Here is a 21,424-nt window from a genome sequence, read left to right on the forward strand (position 1 = left end):
CCTTTTGATGTGACAGCGGGTCACGATCAACGCAACACTGACCCTCACGCAGCGTGCACGAAACTGGCTGGGCACCCAAAAAGGGGACGGAGGGGATTAAGGCGCAAATGACCGCCTTCTGGCCAATTGCGCCTTAATCCCCTCCGTCCCCTTTTTCAGGCTTTGTGCGCGGTGCCCAGGTATTCGGCGCTCTGCATTTCGATCAGGCGCGAGGCCGTGCGCTCGAAGGCGCCCTGCAGGCGGGTGCCGGTGTAGAGCTCGATCGGCGAGGTGGTGGCGGTGCAGACCAGGTTGACGTGGCGGTCGTACAGTTCGTCGATCAGGTTGACGAAGCGCCGCGCGGCGTCTTCGTTGTTGCGGTCGAAGGCGGGGATGCCGCCCAGCAGCACGGTGTTGAACTCCTGCGCGATCTCGATGTAGTCCGAGGGCCCGCGTGGGCCTTCGCACAGCGCCGGGAAGTCGAACCAGGCGATGCTCTTGCCGCGCCCGCGCACCGGGATCTTGCGGCCCTCGATCTCGATGTTGCCGGTCTTCGCCGGCTGCCCGCCGCTCAAGTCGGCCCAGCGCGTGCCCAGCCACGCATCGCTGTCGGCGGCCAGCGGCGCCCGGTACACCGGCGAACGCGTGAGCGCGCGCATGCGGTAGTCCTCGGTGCCTTCGGCGTACAGCTCCACGCAGTAGCGCTGCAGCAGGTCGATCGCGGGCAGGAAGCTGTCACGCTGCAGGCCGTTGAGGTACAGGTTTTCCACCGCCGTGTTGGAGGTCGTCACCAGGGTCACGCCCTCGGCGAACAAGCGTTCCAGCAGGCGCGCCAGCAGCATCGCATCACCGATATCGGTGACGAAGAATTCGTCCAGCACCAGCACGCGCAGTTTGCTGCGCCACTCCTGGGCGATCTTCGCCAACGGATCGCTCTGCCCCTGGTGTTCGCGCAGGCGTTCATGGATGCCGCGCATGAACCGGTGGAAGTGCGTGCGGTACTTCTGCTGGATCGGCAATCCGTCGTAGAACAGGTCTACCAGGAAAGTCTTGCCGCGGCCCACGCCACCCCAGAAATACAGGCCCTTGACTGCTTCGGGCTTCTTGAAGAACGACGACAACCGGTCCAGCCAGCCGTCGTCGGCATCTTCCAGCAGCGCCAGATGGATGCGGTCCAGTTCGGCCAGCGCGGCGTGCTGGGCCGGGTCGTCCTGCCATTCGCCGCGCGCCACGCCCTCGGCATAGCGCCGCGAAGGGGTCATCACCGCCTCGCTCATGCCGCCGGATCCGCTTGCAGCGGCAGCCAGCGCTTCACCCCGTGGGTGATCGCTCCGCGCAGGTCGATCAGCTTGCGGTGGAAGAAGTGGCTGGTGTCGGGCATGCGCACCAGCTCGTGCGGTGCGTCCACGGTCTCCAACCAGTCATACACCGCCTGCGGATCGACGATCTCGTCCTGCTCGCCCTGGATCACCAGCCACTGTGCCGGCGGCTGGATGCCGCCGAAGTCCCAGCGGCCGGCCGGCGGGGCGATCGACACCAGCGCCTGCGGCTGCACCTCGGCGGTGACTTTCAACGAAACGAAGGCACCAAAGCTGAAGCCCACCAACCACACCTGGTCGTCCGGGCGCTGTTCGCGCACCCAGGCCACCACGGCCTTCAGGTCGTCCTGTTCGCCGTTGCCGTGGTCGAAGCGGCCGGCCGATCCGCCGACACTGCGGAAGTTGAAACGCACCGTCGCCACGCCAAGGTCGCGCAGCGCGTTGGCGGCCATGGTGACCACCTTGTTGTGCATCGTGCCGCCCTCGGTGGACAGCGGGTGGCAGACGATGGCGGTCACCGGCTGGGCCGGCACCTCCGGCTTGGGCAGATCAACCGCTACGTCCAGCGGACCGACCGGTCCGGCAAGCACGAGGGTGTCCGACTGCGGGGGGAAAGGAGGATTGCGCATGGCAACATGATAGCGTCCCCCACCCGTCCCCTGCTCCCGGCCCCCATGTACTTCCTCGTCTTCGCGGTGATCTGCAGCGTGCTGGTGTCGGTGATGCTGAAGCTCGCACGTCGCCAGCAGCTGGACGTGGGCCAGATGGTCACCTGGAATTACCTGGTGGCCGCAGCGATGACCGGGCTGGTGCTGCGCCCGCCGCTGGCATCGCTGCACTCCAGCCACGCCCCGTGGGCCGCGCTGCTGGCGCTGGCGGTGATCCTGCCGGCGATCTTCCTGGTGCTGGGCCGCGCGGTGGCGGCGGCCGGCATCGTACGCAGTGATGTGGCGCAGCGATTGTCGCTGCTGCTTTCGCTGCTGGCCGCGTTCGCGTTCTTCGGCCAGACCGCCACGCCGTGGAAGCTGGCAGGCCTTGGCCTGGGCCTGGTAGCGATGCTGGCCATCAGCCTGCGCCCGCGCGGGCCGGGTGCGGAGGCCGCGCCGGCAGGCTGGCGCTGGCTGCTTGGGGTATGGTTCGGCTTTGCGGCGGTGGACATCCTGCTGAAGAAGGTCGCGCTGTCCGGCACCCCGTCGATGGCCGCACTGCTGATGTGCTTCTGCCTGGCTTTCCTGCTGATGCTGGCCCTGCAGCTAGTGCGGCACGCCCGCGGCCGCACCCGGCTGGCGTGGCGCAACCTCGGCGCCGGTGCCCTGCTCGGCCTGCTCAACGGCGGCAACATCCTGTTCTATGTGCATGCACACCAGGCCCTGCCCGACAGCCCGGCCACCGTGTTCGCCGGCATGAACATCGGCGTGGTGGTGCTGGGCGCGCTGGTCGGCATGTACGGTTTCGGCGAGCGCACCAGCGCGTGGAACCGTGCAGGCTTGGCGCTGGCCGTGCTGGCGATCGGCCTGATCGCGCTGGGGTGAACGGCGTGCTGCCATGCCGCGTGGGATCCGATCACGCTGCATCAAACGCTAAACAATCTTTGAACCGAGCGGATCCGACTGTGCGCTGCTTCACGGTAGTGACGCCACTGGCTCCTTGCTTCTCTTTATGGTCACGGCTCACCTTGATCTGGAGAAGATTGATGAAACGCCTCATTACCTGCTGCGCCCTGCTGGCACTGGCCAGCCAACTGTCCGCTTGCAGCAGCCACGGGTACCACCACGCGCAACGCGACAACTCCATATCGGTTCCCATCGACGGGCATAGCGACCCCAGCCGCAGCATCCGGGTCCAACAGGACTGATCCGGCGCGGCACGCACGGACGATGGCCTGCGTCGCCGCCATCGATCCTCCACCTTGGGAGTTCATTGCATGAAAAGTCACCTGAATCGCGGTGCCGCTACGTTGTTGACCGGCATGGCAGCGCTCGGAGCCCTCTGTGCCGCCGCACCTGTCGCTGCCCAGCAGGCCGCTGCCAGCACAGCAACGTTGGAGAAAGGCCAGTCCGGCGAGGTCTCCCTGCAACGCGATGAGCCCCTGCGCCGGGCCGGGCCAGAAGCAGGACGCGCACGCCCCAGCTCGCCCTGGGCCGCGCAACCTGCGCACCCGGTGTCCCCGGCTCCCGCGTATCCGGCAGAACCCGGGCAGCCGTACGATCCGCACAGTTACACGCGCCCGGCGCGCCCCCATGGCGGGCACGTCAGCAGGGGGCAGCCCTACCCGGATGTGGCGCTGCAGCGCATCAGCTGCAGCAGCATCCACCAGCGCTACACACGTTGTCGCACAGGCCCTGCCGGCCGTGTGTGGCTGGCCGAACAGCACTCTGGTTCACCCTGCATGGAAGGTCGCGACTGGGGCAGCACCGGGGACGGCATCTGGGTCAACAATGGTTGCCGTGCCACGTTCAATGTCGAGCGCTGAGTTGTAAGCCAGGGCATGTGCCGGACCGATCCGGCACATCCCGGTCATCAGCGGTCGAAGCCCAGCAGCAGCGGGTCGTGGTCCGAGCTGCGCCACGGCCCCGCACCGTTGCGTTTGGCATAGCCGCCAGCATCCATCTCGTCGGCATTGATGTGCCACTCGGCCGCGCCTGACAGTCGCTTGGCCATGCCGGCGTTGAGCAGCGCGTGGTCCAGCCGCCCGCTGTAGCCGTTGTAGACATAGCTGTAAGGACGCTCCACCCTGGCCAGCGCGAAAGCGTCCTGCCAGCCGGCGCTGCGCAGCGCGCGGATCGGATCCTCCATCGCATAGGCATTGAAGTCGCCCAGCAGCACCGCATCCCGCGTGCCGGTGCCGGTCGGATCGCCCTGCATCCAGGTGTTCAACTGCTGGGCCGATGTCACCCGCGTGGCATTCCAGCAGCCCTGGCCGTCATCGTGGTCGGCATCGGCGCCACTGGCATCGCGGCAGCCCTTGGACTTGAAATGATTGGCGACCACCATGAAGGGCGCACCGCCCTTGGCCTGGAAGGCCTGCGCCAGCGGCACCCGGCTATGTTCGACGAAGGTACCGCCTTGCAGCGTGGCCGGCTTGCCGAGCGCGGTCAGCCGGCTGGACCGGTAGATGATGCCGACCCGGATCGGATTCTCGCCCGGGCCGTTGCCGGCATCGACGAAGCGCCAGTCAGCATGGCTGCCGGGGGCGGCGTTGATCGCATCCACCAGCGTGGCAATGGCCGACTGCGGGCCGTAGCCATCGTTCTCCAGCTCCATCAGCGCGGCCACGTCAGCGTCCAGCGGGGCGATGGTGGCGATCAGCTTCTTCAGCTGCGCGTGGTGCTCTTCCAGCGTCCTGGCCCCGCGCATCGTGGGGAAGCCGCCACCCTTGCCGTCGCCATTGAAGAAATTTTCGAGGTTGAAGGCGGCCACCTTCAGCGAACCGTCCACCTGCGGCACCGCCGGGCGCTGCAGCGAAGGCAGGGCCAGCGCGCGGCCCAGCTGCAGGCTGGGGCGGCCTTGTGCGTCCACGCGTACCCGACCTTCCACGCCGCGCAGCTGCATGCCGGTGCGCAGCACCGTATCGGCAGCCAGGTACGGCACCTGCTGCGGATCGCGGGCATCGCTGCCGTCGTCCAGCAACAGGCGCCGGCGCTGGTTGTCGGCGATCACCTGGCTGTAGCCGGCGCTGCCGGGCACGGCCACTTCGGTGGGCTGCCACAGGCGGCCTTCGAAGGCCACGGTGAGCTGGCCGAAACGCTCCAGACCGTCAGTGCCGGCCAGGGTGAGCGGGGCGGCGATGCGGACGTACTTGCCATCCAGTGCACGCCAGTCGCTGGGCGCACGGGTAAGGGTGATCGTCGCGCCGTCGGCGCTGGCCAACTGGCCGGGCATCGCCTGCGGCGCGGGCTGCGGCTGCGCGAAGGCGGGGGAAACGGACAAGGCCACGGCAAAGGCAAGCAGGCAACGACGCATCGACAACGGCTCCAGACGGTTACAGCGGCAACGGAAGGGACAGGTCGCCACTGTAACCACAAAACATGAAAGCCTGATGCGTCATGGGACCAGCGGCCACAGGCGGCATGGTTCACCCTATTTCAGGTTGCCGATCATCCAGTCGACCGTGGCGTGGATCTGCTCTTCGCTGAGCGCAGGGTTGCCGCCCTTGGGTGGCATGATGCCGCCATCGGGGCCGGTGTAACCCTCGATGGCGTGCTTGTAGAGGGTTTCCTTGCCCTGCGCGATGCGCGCATCCCAGTGCGAATGATCCAGCGTGGGGGCCAGGCCGACACCGGTGGTGTGGCAGGCGGTGCAGAGGTTGTCGTAGATCACTTTGCCGTCGGTGGTGCCGCCGTAGGCCACCTGCGAGGCGGCCTTCGCCAGCGCGGCCGCCTGGGCTGCCGCCTGCGCCGACGCACCGGTGCTGCCGGCGTAGACCGCGCCGGACGGGGCGATGCGCTGGCCGGTCCGCAGCACCGCCGTGGGCGATACCTCGGCAGGAATCCGGGTGTGCAGCCAGGCGGCCAGGAAGATCAACCCCAAGGTAATCACGGCCAGCAGGCCGATGACCATGGAAAAGCGTTTCAGGAACTCAAGATCGTGATTCCGCACTCTTCGTTACCCCTGGCTGATAGTCGATGGACCACGGCTGAGCGTATGAGCCTGCTGCCCGAGTATAGAACGGGCCTCGCCGGGGACAACAGCGCAGTGCAGCATGGATGGCGGAGGCCAGGCCGCTGCGCTCGCCGAGCGTGGCTGGGCGCTACCCCTTGCAGGCATGTGACGACCAACGGTCGTCACCCACCAGAAGGGTCGTCAGCGACCAAACCGTGATCAGCCGCCGGCGGCGCGCAGGCAGAACGCGCTGATCGAGTCAGCCAGGGCGTGCTCGTCGCGATGGGCCTGGCGGCTGGGCGCGGTCGGGCCCACCAGGGCTTCGGTGAAGGCACCGACGATGCAGGCCGCGGTGACGTCTACGTCCTGCGCGGGGAACGCGCCGCTGGCAATGCCGTCCTGCACCAGCCGACGGAACACGTCGCCGAAGCGCCGCCGCCCGCGCATGCGCTCGGCTTCGACTTCCGGGTCTACCGGTTCGACGATGAAGGCATGCGCCAGCCCGGGCCCGGCCAGCGCGCGCCGCACGAAAGCGGTGATCGCCAGCCGCAGCCGCTGCGGTGCCGGTTCAGGGCCGGCAGCGATGCCTTCCAGTATCTCGACTTCGTGCTCCACCGCCGCGCTCAAGACCTCCACGAACAGCTCGGCCTTGGACGGGAAGTGGCGGTAGATCAGCCCGGTGGACACCCCCGCCTGGGCCGCAACGGCAGTGACCGGCGCATTGCGGTAACCGCCCGCCGCGACCAGTTCACGGGCCGCCAGCAGGATCCGCTCGCGCGCTCCGGCCATCCGTTCTTCCATCAGCGGTGAGCGTTTGTAAGCCATGGGGTGATTGTAGATTCAATTTTTGAACTTGTGTTCACTTTTTACTTGATCCGGGCTAGTCTGGGGCCATCGCCCGCGCAGGTTCCTTGCCTGCTCCCCTCCGGTGCGCCCCCCTACCCGCCGCCTGTCCGTGGAGTCGCCCGCATGCACGTTCCATCCCTGAATTTCGACCTTGGCGAAGACATCGACCTGCTGCGCGACAGCGTGGCCCAGTTCGCTGCCGCCGAGATCGCGCCGTTGGCCGCCCACGCCGATGAAACCAACCAGTTCCCGCTGGCGCTGTGGCGCAAGCTGGGCGAGCAGGGCCTGCTCGGCATGACCGTCGAAGAGGAATACGGCGGCACCGGCATGGGCTACCTGGCCCACGTGGTGGCGATGGAAGAGGTCTCGCGTGCCTCCGGCGGCATCGGCCTGTCCTACGGCGCGCACTCCAACCTGTGCGTGAACCAACTGCGCAAGAACGGGACCGAAGCGCAGAAGCAGCGCTTCCTGCCCGGCCTTTGCAGCGGCGAGCTGGTCGGCGCGCTGGCGATGAGCGAGCCCGGTGCCGGTTCGGACGTGGTGTCGATGAAGCTGCGCGCGGAGAAGCGGGGCGACCGCTACGTGCTCAACGGCAACAAGATGTGGATCACCAACGGCCCGGATGCCGACGTGCTGGTGGTGTATGCCAAGACCGATCCAGACGCCGGCGCGAAGGGCATCACCGCCTTCCTGGTGGAAAAAGGCATGAAGGGTTTCAGCACCGCGCAGAAGCTGGACAAGCTGGGCATGCGCTCCTCGCCCACCAGCGAACTGGTGTTCCAGGACTGTGAAGTACCGGCAGAGAACGTGCTCGGCCAGGAAGGCAGTGGCGTGCGCGTGCTGATGTCCGGTCTGGATTACGAGCGCGTGGTGCTGTCCGGCGGCCCGCTGGGGCTGATGGCCGCGGCGATGGACGTGGTGATGCCGTACGTGCACGAGCGCCACCAGTTCGGCGAAGCGATCGGCAGCTTCCAGCTGATCCAGGCCAAGATCGCTGACATGTACGTGGGCCTCGGCGCGTGCCGTGCCTACGTCTATGCGGTGGCGCGCGCCTGCGACCAGGGCCGCACCACCCGCCAGGATTCCGCCGGCGCCATCCTGTACGCCGCCGAGAAAGCCACCTGGCTGACCGGCCAGGCGATCCAGATCCTGGGCGGCAACGGCTACATCAACGAATACCCCACCGGCCGCTTGTGGCGCGACGCCAAGCTGTATGAAATCGGCGCGGGCACCTCGGAAATCCGCCGCATGCTGATCGGTCGCGAACTGTTCCAGCGCACGCTGTAAGGGCCTTCCATGAGCACTCTGAACACTCAGCTGCAAGCCGGCAGCGAAACTTTCGAAAGCAACCGCAGCGCCATGCAGGCGGTGGTCGATGACCTGCATGCCACCTTGGCGCGTACCGCGCTGGGCGGCAGCGAGGCGGCACGCAACAAGCACACCGCGCGCGGCAAGCTGCTGGTGCGCGAACGCATCGATGCGCTGCTGGATGCCGGCAGCCCCTTCCTGGAAATCGCCCCGCTGGCGGCGCACGGCATGTACGAAGACGCGGTGCCCTGCGCCGGCGTGGTGGCCGGCATCGGCCGGGTGAGCGGCGTGGAATGCGTGATCGTGGCCAACGATGCCACGGTCAAGGGCGGTACCTATTATCCGATGACGGTGAAAAAGCACCTGCGGGCGCAGGAGATCGCCGAACAGAACCGCCTGCCGTGCATCTACCTGGTCGATTCCGGCGGTGCGTTCCTGCCGCTGCAGGACGAGGTGTTCCCGGACCGCGACCACTTCGGCCGGATCTTCTACAACCAGGCCAACCTGTCCGCCCAGGGCATCCCGCAGATCGCCTGCGTGATGGGCAGCTGCACCGCCGGCGGCGCCTACGTGCCGGCGATGAGCGATGAAACGGTGATCGTGCGCGAGCAGGGCACCATCTTCCTCGGCGGCCCGCCGCTGGTGAAGGCCGCCACCGGTGAAGTGGTCAGCGCCGAAGACCTCGGCGGTGCCGACGTGCATACGCGGCTTTCCGGCGTGGCCGACCACATGGCCGACAACGACCTGCAGGCGCTGGCCCGGGTGCGCGCGATCATCGCCCAGCTCAACTGGCGCAAGCCGGAGCCTGCGATGGCGCTGCAGCCGGTGGAAGCGCCGCTGTTCCCGGCAGATGAGCTGTATGGGGTGATCCCGGCCGATACGCGCAAGCCGTTCGACGTGCGCGAAGTGATCGCCCGGCTGGTGGACGGATCGCGGTTTGACGAGTTCAAGCCGCGCTACGGCAGCACCCTGGTCACCGGCTTTGCGCACCTGCACGGTTACCCGGTGGGCATCATCGCCAACAACGGCATCCTGTTTTCCGAGTCCGCGCTGAAGGGCGCGCACTTCATCGAACTGTGCACCCAGCGCAACATCCCGCTGGTGTTCCTGCAGAACATCACCGGCTTCATGGTGGGCCGCAAGTACGAACAGGGCGGCATCGCCAAGGACGGTGCGAAGCTGGTGATGGCAGTGGCGTGTGCGAAGGTGCCGAAGTTCACGGTGGTGATCGGCGGTTCGTTCGGTGCCGGCAACTACGGCATGTGCGGCCGCGCCTACTCGCCCAATTTCCTGTGGATGTGGCCCAACGCACGCATCGGGGTGATGGGCGGCGAGCAGGCCGCCAGCGTGCTGGCCACGGTCAAGCGCGATGGCATCGAAGCCAAGGGCGGTGCCTGGGCCGCCGACGAGGAGGACGCCTTCAAGGCGCCGATCCGCGACCAGTTCGAACGACAGGGACACCCCTACTACGCCAGCGCGCGGCTGTGGGATGACGGCATCATCGATCCTGCCGACACCCGCCGCGTGCTGGCCCTGGCCTTGTCGGCCAGCCTCAACGCCCCGGCCCGCGAGACACGCTTCGGCGTGTTCCGCATGTGACCTGCGCCATGACCGAGCCTTCCATGATGTTCACCAAGATCCTGATCGCCAACCGCGGCGAGATCGCCTGCCGCGTCATTGCAACCTGCCGCAGGCTGGGCATCGCCACGGTGGCGGTGTACTCCGATGCCGACCGCAATGCGCGTCATGTGCGGCTGGCCGACGAAGCCATCGCGATTGGTCCGGCACCGGCGGCGGAAAGCTACCTGCGTTCCGATGTAATCCTGGAGGCGGCCCGCCGCAGTGGGGCCCAGGCGATCCATCCCGGCTACGGGTTCCTGTCTGAAAACGCGGCCTTCGCTGACGCGTGCGCGGCTGCCGGCGTGGTGTTCATCGGTCCGCCAGCCAGCGCCATTCGCGCGATGGGTGACAAGAGTGCGGCCAAGGCGCTGATGCAGCAGGCCGGCGTGCCGTTGACCCCGGGCTATCATGGCGACAACCAGGACCCGCAGTTCCTGCGCGAACAGGCCGATGCGATCGGCTACCCGGTGCTGATCAAGGCCAGCGCCGGTGGCGGCGGCAAGGGCATGCGCCGGGTGGACGACAGCGCGGCCTTCATCGAGGCGCTGGCCAGCTGCCAGCGCGAAGCGCGTTCGGCCTTCGGCAATGATCACGTGCTGGTCGAGAAGTACGTGCTGCGGCCGCGCCATATCGAGATCCAGGTGTTCGGCGATGGCCACGGCAACGTGGTGCACCTGTTCGAGCGTGACTGCTCGGTGCAGCGCCGCCACCAGAAGGTGCTGGAAGAAGCACCCGCCCCGGGGATGACCGCCGAGCGTCGCGCTGCGATGGGCAAGGCGGCGGTGGATGCCGCGCGCGCGGTGGGTTACGTGGGCGCCGGCACGGTGGAGTTCATCGCCTCGCCGGAGGGCGATTTCTACTTCATGGAAATGAACACCCGGCTGCAGGTGGAACACCCGGTGACCGAGTTCATCACCGGCACCGACCTGGTGGCCTGGCAGCTGCGCGTGGCCGCCGGCCAGCCGCTGCCCAAGCGCCAGGACGAGCTGGCCATCCACGGCCATGCGCTGGAAGCACGGCTGTATGCCGAGGACGCCGACAAAGGTTTCCTGCCCTCCATCGGCACGCTGCGCCACCTGCGCCTGCCGCTGGAAAGCGCGAACGTGCGCGTGGATACGGGCGTGGAACAGGGCGACACCATTACCCCCTTCTACGATCCGATGATCGCCAAGCTGATCGTCTGGGACGTGGACCGCGAGGCGGCGTTGCGGCGCATGCAGCAGGCGTTGGCCGCCTGCCAGGTGGTGGGCGTGACCACCAATGCCGGCTTCCTGCGTCGGCTGGTGGGCACCGGTTCGTTCTCGCAGGCGAAGCTGGACACCGCGTTGATCGAACGCGAGCAGGATGCGCTGGCTGCACCCGCGGCGGGCAATGAAGCGCTGTGGACGCTGGCGGCGATTGCCGCGGCGGTCACTACGGCGAGTGCGGAGGTTGATGCGCGCGATCCGCGCTCACCGTGGCAGGCACAGGACGGTTGGCGGATCGGCGCTTCAGCCTCGCGCCTGCTGCCGCTGCAGCAGGGCGAGCGCCAGCACACGCTGCAGGTGTGGACACAGCCGGGCGGCTGGCGGGTGCAGCGCGATGCCGAGCCGGCGCAGCAGGCGAGTGGCCGCTTCGCCGACGGCCAGCTGGACGTGACGCTGGATGGACAACGGTGGCGTGCGGGCGTGCTGCGCGATGCGGGCCAGGTGTACCTCTTCACCCCGCAAGGGCAGCAGCGCTTCACCGTGCATGACCCGGTAGGCGAGTCCGAGCAGGCCACGGCGGATGCCGGCAGCCTGCTGGCACCGATGCCGGGCAGGATCGTCGCCACGCTGGTGGAACCGGGCAGCAAGGTCAGCCGCGGTACGCCGCTGGTAGTGCTGGAGGCGATGAAGATGGAACACACCCTGGCCGCGCCGGCCGACGGCACCGTGCATGGCTACCGAGCGAAGGCCGGGGAACAGGTGGTCGACGGCGCGGTGCTGGTGGATTTCGAGCCTATTTAGCGCTACGTCAGAAGCGGCGAGGTCGTGGGTTGGCGGGGCGGGGTGGGTTGGCGGGGGACGGCAAAAGCCGCTCCTGCGGGCCTCGTTTCGCGCCATCCATGGCGCTCAACGCCCCCGCCAACCCACCCCGCCCCACTTTCGACAGGTCCATGGGGGCCATGGAACCTTCGGTCCTGGTAGCGCCGAAAGCAGCGGCAGGAGCCGCTGCCAACGTCGCCTGCGACGGCCCGAAGGGTGCCGGTCAGGACGACCGGCATACCCATGGTCGGCGGATGGTGTCAGGGCACGGAACGAAGAGCCGCCGAGCGTGGCTCGGCGCTGCCGTTATCGGGGTTGCTTGCCGTTGATCCAGATCCGTTCTGCGGGATCGAATTCGGTGGTGGTCAGCTGCTGCGCGCGCCAGCCGATGCCACACATCATCACCGGGCTTTCCATTATCCCGTCCAGTTTCAACGTGTCCTCGATGTCGAACTCGTTGATCGCGGCCGTTACGTAGGAGGCGACCCCCTCGAGGGTCGCACTGATCGCAAGCTGCTGCGACAGGTGGCCGGCATCGAGCAGGATCGCCCGGTACGCCTTGGGGTGGCTGCGGTACTTCCAGAAATTCCTGGAAAAACGCGCCACCTGGATCAGGTGCAACGCGGCATCGACGAACCAGTCCTGGCCCGCAAGCATCAGCCGGACGCGGGCATCAAGGTCGGCCGGCTGGTCGGCCAGGCGGCGCAGCGAGTGGCTGATCGGATCGTAGTGATGGATGCCATTTTCCAGGCCCTCCACGTTGCGTACCACCGCATAGGTTTCCAGCGGATGCAGGCCCCCGCCGGAGGGAATGTTCTTCTTCAGGATCTGCATGTCCGGGGCGGGCTGGATCACCGCGTGCGCCATGATCGTGCGCTTCAGTATCCTCGCTGCGGTCTGCAGCGGCAGCGCGCGGTCCGGATCGAAATTGCGGCAGGTGACCCGGCGCGACATCAGTTCATCGAAGTCCTCATCCACGGCGACCGGCAGCGGGATGGGCGTGCCTTCGTGGTGGCTGACCGCCGCCGGGGGCGAGCCGTAACGGCCATGCAGTTCCACCGCGGTGACCAGGTTGTTGCTGCGCATTTCATGGGCGCTGTCCACGCCCCTCCAGCGCCCCGCGCGATGTGCCAGCGCCGTCAGCGGCCACCCGTTCAAGGCCCGCACGCGCGCATCGGCGTCGCCGAAGCCGGCGGCGTTTTCTTCATCGCTGATCACCAGGCCCTTGAGGATCAATCCGCGCAGGATCTGCTCGCAACCCTCGTAGGCATCGGCTTCGCTCCACTCTTCCTGGGGAATCCTGCCCAAGGCGCTGACCTCCTCTTCGCTCAGCGTGACCGGCTCATCCAGATGGCCGGCCAACGCCTGCCAGGCCAGGAAGGTCTGCAGCTCGGCGCGTCCTTGCAGCACGGACTGCAGATCCAGTCCACGGTCTTCCTTGACCTGCATCATGAGGATGGAACAGCGGCGGAAGCGCATGAAGATGTCCAGCAGGAGGCTTGCACAATTCTAGGCTGCAACCCATCGCGCCGATGCAGCCATCCTCTGCTAAACCTCTGCACGGATATGCCGCTATAGCCTACTTGAGCCAACCCAACCAGGACGACGACCATGGCAACTCCCCCCGCACGTACCCCGCTGACGCCGGCACAGGCCGCCACGCTGCTGGACCGCCTGCAGAACGATGACGCGTTCCGTGCCGCGTTCGCGGCCAGCCCGACCGAGGCACTTGCTGGCCTCGGTGTTGTCGCCGACCTCACCGGACCGGTGTGCGACCCGGTGCAGGCGCTGGCCAGCAAGGAAGAGTTCGCTTCGGTATCGCAGCAGCTGCAGGCACATGTCGCCCTGCGCGGCTCGTTCGATGTGCCTTACTGCTTCGAAGCCGGCAAGGTCCAGGAAGCATTGGAAGGCTGAGCCGCCACGGCCAGCGCGGCCGGCCCACGGGCCGGCTGTCCGCGTGGGTCGTGACTGTCGCGCACGTTCAGTGCCTGCAGGATGTAGTTGCCGTTGTCTTCGGCATAGGCCAGGCCACGATGGCGCGCGAGCCATTTCTGTTCGACCAGCGCGCTGGCGGCATCGTCCATCGCAAGATAGGCGTCGCGCAACGCGGCATGCACCTGGTAGAGCTCGCGTCCGTCGACCATCGGCTTGAGCATCGCCAGCGCGCGCTCCGGATGTCCATCAAGGCGGGCCTGCGTTGCTTCGACGATCACCAGCATCTGCGCCGAGCGATCACCGCCGCGCGTGGCGATCTGCCGCTTGATGAGCGGCAGCAGGTTGCCGAGTGAGTGCTCGCCTCGCTGTGCCACGTAGGCGGTTGCGGCCACGATGAACGCCACTTCCTGCTGGTCCGGAACGGCCACCTCGCCATCCAGTTCATGCAGCAGCTTCAGGATGTCGTGCCGATACCCGCGGTGCTGCACCCCGCCCATGCCCTGCAGGTTCTTCACCACCACGTCGACCAGGGTGCACATGACCTCTTCGCCGCAGCCATCACGCAGGGTCTGCAGGCCTGCTATCGCACTGGACGCATCGTTGGCGTCCACCAGCACCGCAGCGCGTTCGAGCTGCTGGCCCATGTTGGAGGCCTGCACGTCCTTGATGTTGGCCAGCGCGGCGGGCATGTCCCCCTCCACCGCGTAGACGATCCCCAGGCGGGTGCTGGCGGTACGTCCGGCCAGCGTATTGGCGGTGCGGAAGTGGCGCCGCGCGGTGTCGTGGCGGCCGATCGCCAATTCGATACGGCCGACGAAATCATGGGCCACCGATCGCATCGGATTCTGCGTGGCCAGCAGGCGACGGGCCGCGTTCAGGGCATTGGTGTAGTCGCCCAGCGAGTACAGCGCGCGCGCTCGATTCATGTAGCCGGCGTAGTAGTCCGGGTACAGATCGGTCAGCATCTTCCATTTCGCGGCAACTTCGCTGATCGGTGCACCGTCCAGCTGCTTTCCCCAGGCTTCCAGGTACAACACGTCGCGCGGGGGCAGCCGTTCGCGCAGCGCCACTGCGCTGCGGTACGACGCCATGGCCTGGTTGACCTCGCCGCGCGCCATGTGGATCCGCATCCTGCCGACGTGGGCGAAGGCGAATTCCGGGTCGAGCTTGAGCGCCTGCTCGAAAAACTGCAGTGCCTCACTGTAACGCCGGTCTGCCAGTGCGTTGCTGCCTTCGGCGTAGGCGCGAAGTGCATCCAGGTTCGGCGTGATGACCTGCGGCAGCGGCAAGGCATTGCTGTGCACGTCGGAAAGGGCTTCACCCAGGCGCGTGCGCAACGAGGCGACGACGGTATCGGTGGAACGCAGCGCAGACTCCAGCCCACGTCCGTCCGCATACTCGGTGAACACCGTGACTCCATCGCGCGGTTGCACCACTTCCACCGCCACGCGCAGGCGTCCGTTGACCTCGGCGATGGAAGGAATCAGCACGGCACGGGCGCCCTCGCGGATCGCCACTTCCACTGCCGCCTTCCTGTCCAGCGGAGCATCGGGATTGCGGCGCATGCGTGCTTCGGTGTCACGCACCTTCAGGTCGCTGAGCACGTTGACGTAGCGGGATTGTTCAAGGCTGACCCGCAGGGCCAGGTCCATCGAATCATCCAGCAGGCTGTTGCCGGTCATGTTGCGTACGTCGGCCAGCACCACCCAGTCGCGCTCGGCGAAGGCGATCGCCGGCTGCGGCCGCAGCAGCAGCCAGCCCCCCAGCACCAGCACCACCGCGAACATCGCTTCGGCCGCCATCGCCATCGGCCGGCGCCAGAACGGGATATCGCGGATCGCCTTGGGCGTGGGACGCGGGCGACCCACCGCCGGGACATCCTCGGAAACGACCCCATACACGTCCATCGGCTGCGCCACGCCCTTGAACCGCCAGCGCCCGTACGACTTCCACTTCAGCCCCTTGCCGACCTCCCCCAGGCTGTCGGCAACCCGGCGCACCATCGATTCGGCGGTGGCCGACAACAGCACCTGTCCCGGCCGCGCCAGCTGCATCAGGCGCGCGGCCATCGGCTTGGCCAGGCCCTCCACTTCAACCGGCTTGGACCCCAGCGCGATCGCTTCGGCACTGTTGTTCCACAGGATCACTTCGCCAACGTGCAGGCCAGCGCGCGCCAGCAGTGGCACCTTGTTGGCCTGGCCGAGCTGGCGCAGCGCCTGCTGGTAATCCAGCGCGAAGCCCAGCGCATCCACCGGCCGCTCGAACAGCACGAACAAGCCGTCGGAGCGGTCGATCTGCTGGCCGCGCCAGCGCTGCTGCATCGCCAGTACCAGCCGGTCGTGCTGCTGGAACAGTTCGGCGGCGGCCGCATCGCCGATACGCTCCACCAGCGTGGTGGAATCACACAGGTCGGTGAACAGCAGCGCGCGCAGCTGCGGGACGTGGGAGGTCGCTTCCGTGCCACCGTTCATGGGAATCTCCGCTCAGCCGGTTTCGACGACGTCGTGCGGCCAGCACAGCCGGTCGCCGCCATCCCGCTTGGCCTGGTACAGCGCACGGTCCGCGTTGGCGTACCACTCGCTCCAGTCGGCGGTGGGGTGCACCAGGCTGGCGCCGATGCTCAGCAAGCACACGTGCGGGGTGCCGTGGCTGCGTTCGATCAGGCCATGCACGGCCGTCAGCACGAACTCGGCGGCATGCTGCACGATCTCCGCGTTGGCACGGCGCAGCAGCAGGCAGAACTCATCGCCGCCCAGCCGGCAGGCCAGGTCTTCGGTACCGGCCATCGAACGCAGGATATTGGCCACGCTCTGCAGCACGCGGTCGCCGGCCTGGTGGCCGAACTCGTCGTTGATCTGCTTGAAGCGGTCGCAGTCGATCAGCAGCAGGCCCTGCGCCGGGCCGTCTTCGTGCGCCCGGCATTCCTGCAGGTACAGCGCCAGTCCGCGCCGGTTGTGCAGCCCGGTCAGTTCGTCGGTCCGCACCAGTTCGCGCGTATCGCGGAGCTGGTGGGTGGTCACGTACAGGTTGTCCAGCGCGGTTTCAAGATCATGGTTGCGGCGCCGCAGCTGGCTGATCAGCGCCTGTTCGTTGCCCACCACGCGCATGATGGTACGGCGCAGGAAATAGGCGATCAGGCCGGGCTCGGTTTCCACCAGCCGATGGAAATCGACATGGCCCAGTTCCAGCACATCTGTATCGCAGGTGGCGCGCGCATCGGCGCTGCGCAGGTGGTCACCGATCAGCAGGCCGAGCTCGCCGAAGAACTCGCTGCCCGCCAGGCGCTTGAGCACCAGGTCTTCACCGAAATCCAGTTCGATCTCGCCTTGGGCGATGACGAACATGCTGCTGCCGCGGTGGCCGCGACGAAACAGGCAATCGCCTGCGCGCAGGGTGCGTCGGTGGGCGAAGCGGGCGAACAGGTCGAACTCTTCCGGGCTGAGGACGGCGTGCACGATTTCAGCCATCGCCGTGGTGGCAATGCCTGATCGTTCCACCCCGTCTACGACCGCACCCCTGCCAGTCATTCCCCTGCCCCGCCGATCAGACTTCCCATCCTGAGGTGCGGAGCATATCACCGCTTGCAACTGTGCGCTGCGTCCCATTTTCCTGCATCCGTGCGTGGAATATCAGGGGGTTGAACGCGGGCTGCGGGTGGGAGCGGCCAGGGGTGTGGCCGCCCCTTTCCCTTCTTCACATCAGGCCGCGCGGCCGGCGCTGAACTGCTCTTCCTCGGTGGACCCGGTCAGGGCGGTGGTGGAGGACTGGCCCTGCTGGATCGCCTGGGTCACCGCATCGAAGTAGCCGGTACCCACCTCGCGCTGGTGCTTGACCGCCGTGAAGCCGCGGTCGGCGGCGGCGAACTCGGCTTCCTGCAGCTCCACGAAGGCGCTCATCTGGCGGCGCGCGTAGCCGTGGGCCAGGTTGAACATCGAGTAGTTCAACGCATGGAAGCCGGCCAGGGTGATGAACTGGAACTTGTAGCCGTACTTGGCGATTTCAGTCTGGAATTTTGCGATGGTGGCGTCGTCCAGGTTCTTCTTCCAGTTGAAGCTGGGCGAGCAGTTGTAGGCCAGCAGCTTGCCCGGGAACTTCGCGTGGATGGCCTCGGCGAACCGGCGCGCGAACTCCAGGTCCGGCTTGCCGGTCTCGCACCACACCAGGTCGGCGTAGGGGGCGTAGGCCAGGCCGCGGCTGATCGCCTGGTCCAGCCCGTTGCGGGTCTTGTAGAAGCCTTCGGTGGTGCGCTCGCCGGTGGCGAACGGCTGGTCGTTGGCATCGATGTCGCTGGTCAGCAGGTCGGCCGCCTCGGCATCGGTACGCGCCACCAGCAGGGTCGGCACGCCCAGCACGTCGGCCGCCAGCCGGGCCGCGTTCAACTTCTCGATGGCTTCGCGGGTCGGCACCAGCACCTTGCCGCCCATGTGGCCGCACTTCTTCACCGAGGCCAGCTGGTCTTCGAAGTGCACCCCGGCGGCACCGGCTTCGATCATCGCCTTCATCAGCTCGAAGGCGTTCAGCACGCCGCCGAAGCCCGCCTCGGCATCGGCCACGATCGGCTGCAGGAAGTCGATCTCGTCCTTGCCTTCGGCATGGTGCAGCTGGTCGGCGCGCAGCAGGGTGTTGTTGATGCGCTTGACCACCGCGGGCACCGAATCGGCCGGGTACAGCGACTGGTCCGGGTACATCTGGCCGGCCAGGTTGGCATCGGCGGCCACCTGCCAGCCGGACAGGTAGATGGCGTTCAAGCCGGCCTTCACCTGCTGCATGGCCTGGTTGCCGGTCAACGCCCCCAGCGCATTCACGAAGTCCTTTTCCTGCAGGTAGGTCCACAGTTTTTCCGCCCCCAGCCGGGCCAGCGAGTGCTCCACGTGGACCGTGCCGCGCAGGCGCACCACGTCGGCAGCGGTGTAGTTGCGTTCAATCCCCTGCCAGCGGGGGTTGGTGTCCCAGTCGTGCTGGATCTGTTCGGCAGTGGGCAGCGTGCTCATGTCTATCTCCAGTTCGTCATTGCTACAGCAGGAAGGAAGAGCGGGCCGGCGCAGGCGTCAGTCGATGCGTGCGTAGGCCGGCAGGGTCAGGAAATCGTTGAGTTCGTCGGCGCGGCTCAGCTCGGCCAGCAGGGCGATCGCTTCGTCTACGCGGCCGCCACCGGGCAGTGCGGCGCGGTCACCCAGGCGGGCCGGCAGCTGGGCCAGGGCGTTGTCCAGCAGCGCGGCATCGATGGCGGTGCCGTCGTCCAGCTGCTGGCCGGGGGTATGCAGCCACTGCCACAGCTGGCTGCGGCTGATCTCGGCGGTGGCCGCGTCTTCCATCAGGTTGTGGATCGGCACGCAGCCGTTGCCATCCAGCCATGCCGCCAGGTAGCGCACGCAGACTTCCACGTTGCCTTCGAAGCCAGCGCGGCTGATGCTGCCCGGCGGCCGTGCGATCAGCTGGTCGCGGTCCACGCGCACGTCCTGGCGCAGCACGTGCTGCTGGTTCGCGCCGGGCATGTGCTCGTCGAAGATCGCCATCGCCACCGGGATCAGTGCCGGGTGCGCGACCCAGGTGCCGTCATGGCCGGCGGTCACTTCGCGCAGCTTGTCCGCGCGCACCCGCGCCATCGCCTGTTCATTGGCGGCCGCATCGTTGCCGATCGGGATCTGCGCCGCCATGCCACCCATCGCATGTGCGCCACGGCGGTGGCAGGTCTGGATCAGCAGTTCCGAATAAGCCTTCAGGAACGGCTGGGTCATGGTCACCTGGCCGCGCTCGGGCAGCACCTTGTCGGCATGCCGGCGGAAGGTCTTCAGGTAGGAGAAAATGTAATCCCAGCGCCCGCAGTTCAGGCCGACGATGCGATCGCGCAGCGCGTGCAGGATCTCGTCCATCTCGAACACCGCCGGCAGCGTTTCGATCAACACGGTGACCTTGATCTGGCCGTGCGGCAGGCCGAGCATGCCTTCGATGTGCGACAGCGCGGTTTCCCACAGCGCCGCCTCTTCCATGCTCTGCAGCTTGGGCAGGTAGAAGTACGGGCCACGGTCGTTGGCCATCAGCGTGCGGGCATTGTGGTAGGCGAACACCGCCGCGTCGAACAGTCCGCCGGCCAGGCGCTGGCCATCCACCAGCACATGCTTTTCGTCCAGGTGCCAGCCGCGCGGGCGCACGATCAGCACGGCGCGTTCTTCATACGGACGCAGCATGTAGTGCTTGGACGGCTTGCTGCCGCTGGCCGGGGCGGTGAACTGCAGGTCGCCACGCACCGCACCGATCAGCGACTGCTGGCCGGCCAGGAGGTTGCGCCAGGTCGGCGCGGTGGCGTCTTCGAAGTCGGCCATGAACACCTTCGCCCCGGAGTTCAGCGCGTTGATGACCATTTTCGGGTCGGTCGGGCCGGTGATCTCCACGCGGCGGTCCAGCAACGCGGCCGGCAGCGGCGCCACTTTCCAGTCCTCGGCGCGGATCGGCGCGGTATCGGCGCGGAAGTCCGGCAGCCCGCCCTGGTCGAAGAACGCCTGGCGCTGCACGCGGGCGGCCAAACGGGCCTGGCGGCCGGGTTCCACCGCACGGTGCAGGGACACCAGCAGGGCCAGCAGCGGGGCCGGCAACAGCGCCGACTGGCCGGCCACCTGGGTGGTCAGGGTGATCCCCGGGGTGGGCTTGGCAGGCGGCGACGGGATGGCGGAAGCAACGGCGGACATCGGGATACTCCAGCAGCGAGGGACGACCCTACCGTGCTTCCCGGCCCAGGTATTTGACAAAGCAGTTATTGCAATGCATTGGATAAGTTGTGCTTATACTCGCTACACCATGCCCACACGCCCGCCGCCAAGTCCTCGTTTTTCCTACAAATCTGATCGGCTGAAGCCGCTGCGGGCGTTCTGCCAGACGGTGCGATTGGGCTCGGTTTCACGCGCGGCGGAGGCACTTTTTGTCAGCCAGCCGGCCATCAGCCAGCAGTTGCAGGCCCTGGAGCGGGAGTTGGGGGTGGTGCTGTTCGAACGCAGCGGCCGGCGCCTGGTCCCCAGCCGCGAGGGCCAACTGCTGTTCGAAATGGCGCAGCCGCTGGTGGAGGACCTGGACGGACTGGAGGCACGCTTCCGCGACAAGGTGAGCGGCATGGACGCCGGCGAGCTGAACATCGCGGCCAACAGTTCCACCATCCTCTACCTGCTGCCGCGCATCATCGAGCGCTTCCGCCAGCTGCACCCGGACGTGCGGCTGACCCTGCACAACGCCATCAGCGCCGACGGCACCGACCTGCTGCGCGACGACGCCGCCGACCTGGCGGTGGGATCGATGACCGACGTGCCGGCCGACCTGAGCTACGCCCCGGCCTACCGCTTCGAGCAGATGCTGATCACCCCGCACGACCACCCGCTGGCGCGCGGCACGCTGAGTCTGGAGGCGATCTCCAAGCACCCGCTGGTGCTGCCGCCGAAGCGCCAGATCACCTACCGGCTGGTGGACCAGGTATTCCAGCGCCACCGCCTGCCCTACACCGTGGCGCTGGAAGTGGGCGGCTGGGAAGTGATCAAGCAGTACGTGGCGATGGGCATGGGCATCTCCATCGTGCCAGCGCTGTGCCTCAACGATGCCGACCCCGGCAAGCTGGTGGCGCGCTCCATGCGCGAATGGTTCCCGGAGCGCAGCTACGGGGTGATCGTACGCCGCGGCAAAGCCCTGTCCCCGCAGGCCCGCGCCTTCGTCGAAATGATCCAGCCCGAACTGTTCTCGCCCCGCGAATACGACCAGAGCGGCCACTCCGAACGCTGAGAAGTTGGTATTGACGGCCGCGGGCCGTCATGTCATTACGCGCTTCGT

18 protein-coding genes are annotated in these 21,424 nt (G+C 67.2%); 8 read left to right on the top strand and 10 right to left on the bottom strand.

Going from position 1 to position 21,424, the window contains the following annotated elements; genetic code table 11:
- Positions 1–155: 155 nt before the first annotated feature.
- Together zapE and SOM47_RS16610 are read right to left on the bottom strand one after the other, a co-directional pair.
- On the bottom strand, positions 156–1,256 hold the full coding sequence (gene zapE, locus SOM47_RS16605) for a cell division protein ZapE (RefSeq protein WP_042613714.1): 1,101 nt from the start codon (positions 1,254–1,256) through the stop codon (positions 156–158).
- Positions 1,253–1,927: an alpha/beta hydrolase gene (locus SOM47_RS16610; RefSeq protein WP_042613713.1), complete on the bottom strand. Its 675-nt coding sequence runs from the start codon at positions 1,925–1,927 to the stop codon at positions 1,253–1,255. Before SOM47_RS16610 ends, zapE begins: the two co-directional genes overlap by 4 nt.
- Before the next feature lie 45 nt (positions 1,928–1,972).
- Here SOM47_RS16610 and SOM47_RS16615 point away from each other — a divergent pair, with 45 nt between their 5' ends.
- The 3 genes from SOM47_RS16615 (at position 1,973) to SOM47_RS16625 (ending at position 3,771) form a co-directional block, all read left to right on the top strand.
- Positions 1,973–2,830, top strand: coding sequence for a hypothetical protein (locus tag SOM47_RS16615; protein ID WP_042613712.1), 858 nt, complete (start codon positions 1,973–1,975; stop codon positions 2,828–2,830).
- A 161-nt stretch (positions 2,831–2,991) separates the two neighbouring features.
- Positions 2,992–3,153 carry a hypothetical protein gene (locus SOM47_RS16620; RefSeq protein ID WP_161793568.1) on the top strand — a complete coding sequence of 54 codons (162 nt, stop codon included), beginning with the start codon at positions 2,992–2,994 and terminating at the stop codon, positions 3,151–3,153.
- A 114-nt stretch (positions 3,154–3,267) separates the two neighbouring features.
- Entirely contained in the window at positions 3,268–3,771 is a 504-nt protein-coding gene (locus tag SOM47_RS16625) for a DUF3011 domain-containing protein (RefSeq protein WP_320506231.1), read from the top strand.
- Between the two features lie 47 nt (positions 3,772–3,818).
- Here SOM47_RS16625 and SOM47_RS16630 read toward each other — a convergent pair whose 3' ends face one another.
- From SOM47_RS16630 to SOM47_RS16640, 3 genes are all read right to left on the bottom strand, one after another.
- Positions 3,819–5,261, bottom strand: coding sequence for an ExeM/NucH family extracellular endonuclease (locus SOM47_RS16630; RefSeq protein ID WP_320506196.1), 1,443 nt, complete (start codon positions 5,259–5,261; stop codon positions 3,819–3,821).
- A 117-nt stretch (positions 5,262–5,378) separates the two neighbouring features.
- Positions 5,379–5,897 carry a c-type cytochrome gene (locus SOM47_RS16635; protein WP_042613709.1) on the bottom strand — a complete coding sequence of 173 codons (519 nt, stop codon included), beginning with the start codon at positions 5,895–5,897 and terminating at the stop codon, positions 5,379–5,381.
- Positions 5,898–6,119: 222 nt separating this feature from the next.
- Positions 6,120–6,725 (bottom strand): TetR/AcrR family transcriptional regulator, encoded by a 606-nt coding sequence (locus SOM47_RS16640; protein WP_192084722.1) that lies wholly within the window; start codon positions 6,723–6,725, stop codon positions 6,120–6,122.
- Positions 6,726–6,869: 144 nt separating this feature from the next.
- Between SOM47_RS16640 and SOM47_RS16645 the strand changes: the two genes are divergently transcribed.
- The 3 genes from SOM47_RS16645 to SOM47_RS16655 are packed head-to-tail and all read left to right on the top strand — an operon-like array spanning position 6,870 to position 11,662.
- Complete coding sequence (locus SOM47_RS16645; RefSeq protein WP_042613707.1) at positions 6,870–8,033, top strand: isovaleryl-CoA dehydrogenase; 1,164 nt, start codon at positions 6,870–6,872, stop codon at positions 8,031–8,033.
- Between the two features lie 9 nt (positions 8,034–8,042).
- Positions 8,043–9,653, top strand: coding sequence for a carboxyl transferase domain-containing protein (locus SOM47_RS16650; RefSeq protein ID WP_042613706.1), 1,611 nt, complete (start codon positions 8,043–8,045; stop codon positions 9,651–9,653).
- Positions 9,654–9,679: 26 nt separating this feature from the next.
- Positions 9,680–11,662 (top strand): acetyl-CoA carboxylase biotin carboxylase subunit, encoded by a 1,983-nt coding sequence (locus SOM47_RS16655; RefSeq protein ID WP_320506232.1) that lies wholly within the window; start codon positions 9,680–9,682, stop codon positions 11,660–11,662.
- A gap of 324 nt (positions 11,663–11,986) precedes the next feature.
- Here the strand turns inward: SOM47_RS16655 and SOM47_RS16660 are convergent, their stop codons facing one another.
- On the bottom strand, positions 11,987–13,159 hold the full coding sequence (locus tag SOM47_RS16660; protein ID WP_320506197.1) for a putative peptide maturation dehydrogenase: 1,173 nt from the start codon (positions 13,157–13,159) through the stop codon (positions 11,987–11,989).
- Between the two features lie 132 nt (positions 13,160–13,291).
- Here SOM47_RS16660 and SOM47_RS16665 point away from each other — a divergent pair, with 132 nt between their 5' ends.
- Positions 13,292–13,594 carry an NHLP-related RiPP peptide gene (locus SOM47_RS16665; RefSeq protein WP_320506198.1) on the top strand — a complete coding sequence of 101 codons (303 nt, stop codon included), beginning with the start codon at positions 13,292–13,294 and terminating at the stop codon, positions 13,592–13,594.
- On the opposite strand, the gene SOM47_RS16670 is transcribed toward SOM47_RS16665, so the two are convergent.
- The 4 genes from SOM47_RS16670 to aceB all read right to left on the bottom strand — a co-directional run bounded on the left by SOM47_RS16670 (position 13,549) and on the right by aceB (position 20,301).
- Positions 13,549–16,086: a putative peptide modification system cyclase gene (locus SOM47_RS16670; RefSeq protein WP_320506199.1), complete on the bottom strand. Its 2,538-nt coding sequence runs from the start codon at positions 16,084–16,086 to the stop codon at positions 13,549–13,551. The genes SOM47_RS16665 and SOM47_RS16670 overlap by 46 nt on opposite strands.
- Positions 16,087–16,098: 12 nt before the next feature.
- Positions 16,099–17,142, bottom strand: a complete 1,044-nt coding sequence (locus tag SOM47_RS16675) for a GGDEF domain-containing protein (protein WP_320506200.1) — start codon at positions 17,140–17,142, stop codon at positions 16,099–16,101.
- 171 nt (positions 17,143–17,313) lie between these two features.
- Complete coding sequence (gene aceA / locus SOM47_RS16680; RefSeq protein ID WP_042612293.1) at positions 17,314–18,606, bottom strand: isocitrate lyase; 1,293 nt, start codon at positions 18,604–18,606, stop codon at positions 17,314–17,316.
- Positions 18,607–18,663: 57 nt separating this feature from the next.
- On the bottom strand, positions 18,664–20,301 hold the full coding sequence (aceB, locus tag SOM47_RS16685) for a malate synthase A (protein ID WP_320506201.1): 1,638 nt from the start codon (positions 20,299–20,301) through the stop codon (positions 18,664–18,666).
- Between the two features lie 109 nt (positions 20,302–20,410).
- Between aceB and SOM47_RS16690 the strand changes: the two genes are divergently transcribed.
- Positions 20,411–21,376 (top strand): LysR family transcriptional regulator, encoded by a 966-nt coding sequence (locus tag SOM47_RS16690; protein ID WP_057509260.1) that lies wholly within the window; start codon positions 20,411–20,413, stop codon positions 21,374–21,376.
- Positions 21,377–21,424: the final 48 nt, after the last annotated feature.

The organism is Stenotrophomonas sp. CFBP8980 (genome assembly GCF_034046095.1).
Taxonomy (GTDB): Bacteria; Pseudomonadota; Gammaproteobacteria; order Xanthomonadales; family Xanthomonadaceae; genus Stenotrophomonas; species Stenotrophomonas lacuserhaii.